Origin of the sequence: Burkholderia sp. Ac-20392, from assembly GCF_017104585.1 — a bacterium.
In the GTDB taxonomy this organism is placed as follows: domain Bacteria; phylum Pseudomonadota; class Gammaproteobacteria; order Burkholderiales; family Burkholderiaceae; genus Burkholderia; species Burkholderia lata.
The window spans coordinates 1-2,035 of record NZ_JAAGPB010000841.1 but is presented as its reverse complement, the minus strand read 5'-3'; the positions used below and the strand labels follow the sequence as shown (position 1 = coordinate 2,035).

At 66.2% G+C, this 2,035-nt stretch carries 1 protein-coding gene and 1 pseudogene; both read right to left on the bottom strand.

From position 1 onward, the window contains the following. Window positions 1–323, bottom strand: a pseudogene (locus G3N99_RS38845) (primosomal protein N'); the annotation flags it as partial. A gap of 454 nt (window positions 324–777) precedes the next feature. Beyond that, complete coding sequence (gene hemE / locus G3N99_RS38840) at window positions 778–1,872, bottom strand: uroporphyrinogen decarboxylase (RefSeq protein ID WP_041492712.1); 1,095 nt, start codon at window positions 1,870–1,872, stop codon at window positions 778–780. Window positions 1,873–2,035: the final 163 nt, after the last annotated feature.

Sequence of the window (2,035 nt, the reverse complement as noted above, 5' to 3'; positions counted from 1 at the left end):
GCATCGCGCAGCGCCTGCGGCAGCGCCGGCAGCGCGACTTCGCCACGTCCGCGCTGGTAGTAGTCGGCGGCGAACGACACGAGCGCGAGCCAGTCCGGCGACAACGGCGGCAGGTCGGTGCAGATCGCGTCGACTGCGCGCAGCCGGGACGGCGGCACGTCGGTGTGAGTCGTCACTTCGCAGACGAGCCCGACGGCCTGCCGCTTGCCGAACGGCACCTGCACGAGCGTGCCGGGCCCGGGCGCCGGTTGCGCGTCGCAGCGGTAATCGAACAGGGTAGCGAGCGGATGGTCGAGCGCGACGCGCAGATAGGTGCCGCTCATCACGACGCTCCGGCGGCGGCACGCGCCGCATGAGCATAGGCGGCCGACATCCGCGCCCGCATCGTGGCAGCGAACTTAAAGTAAAACTTCAGATTCGGCGCTAAGTTTTGGATTCGCATTAGGAATCGCCGTATACCCTGCCCAGCCTGTGGATAACTTTGTTGAGAACTCGCCGCTCACTGGCTGCAACGCGCGCGGGGCCGCGCTTTGCGCTGATTTTCGCCGCTTGTTGCGGTGCCCCGCGGAGCCTTATTCCATAAGGCTGCTATTCAAATTACCGAACCATAGCGAGGCAAATTGACCGATACAGGGCTCTACCGCGCTGCAACGTGGAAAATGTGTATAAGTCAAGTCTTGACAAGCACTGAATCGGCAACCGGTGCGGGGTTGCGCCCTGTTTAGTGCCGGCAACGAAACGCTGTCACACCGCAGTGCAGCATGACAGCGCTTGCGTTCAGCCGGCGGCTCCGCTACGGATCGCGCGGCTGTGGCTATGCACTTCGTCGACGAGTTCGGCGACGTGATCGGGCGACGTGAATTGCGAAATGCCGTGCCCGAGGTTGAAGACGTGGCCCGGATGATTGCCGTAGCTGTCGAGCACCGCGCGCGCCTGCTCGCGTACCGCGGCGGGCGGCGCAAACAGGATCGTCGGGTCGAGGTTGCCCTGCAGCGCGACCTTGCCGGCGACGCGCTCACGCGCCTTGCCGAGGTTGACCGTCCAGTCGAGCCCGACCGCGTCGACGCCGGTCGCCGCGATCTCCTCGAGCCACAGGCCGCCGCCCTTCGTGAAGGTGATCACCGGCACGCGCTCGCCATCGTGCTCGCGCTTGAGCTGCGAGACCACGCGGCGGATGTAGTCCAGCGAGAAACGCTGGTACGCACCGTCCGCCAGCGCGCCGCCCCACGTATCGAAGATCATCACAGCCTGGGCGCCCGCTTCGATCTGCGCGTTCAGGTACGCAGCCACCGCCTGCGCGTTCACGTCGAGGATCCGGTGCATCAGGTCGGGGCGCGAATACGCCATCGACTTCACCGTGCGGAAATCGTCCGACCCGCCGCCTTCGACCATGTAGCACGCGAGCGTCCACGGGCTGCCCGAAAAGCCGATCAGCGGCACACGCTGGCGGCCCTGGCCGTCGGTGAGCGCGCGGCGGATCTCGCGCACGGCGCCCGTCACGTAGCCGAGCGTTTCTTCGATGTCCGGCACCGCGAGCTTCGCGACGTCGGCCTCGGTACGCACCGGATGCGCGAACTTCGGCCCTTCGCCGACCTGGAAGTCGAGGCCGAGCCCCATCGCGTCGGGAATCGTCAGGATGTCCGAGAACAGGATCGCGGCGTCGAGCGGAAAGCGCTCGAGCGGCTGCAGCGTCACTTCGGTCGCATAGTCGGGATTCTTCGCGAGACCGAGGAAGCTGCCGGCGCGCGCGCGCGTCGCGTTGTATTCGGGCAGGTAGCGGCCGGCCTGGCGCATCAGCCAGATCGGCGTGTAGTCGGTCGGCTCGCGCAGAAGCGCACGCAGGAAGGTGTCGTTGAGCAGGGTATGGGCCACGGTAGGAGCGACGATGCGAGGGCAAAGCGGCATTTTACCGGACAGCCGCCGTCGGGCTGCGCTTGCCGACGCGATGGCGGCCATATGACGCGCGCGATGGCTCCGTTATGATCGGACGCTCATATCGAACGAAACGAAGGAGGAGACCGATGAAGACACTCGG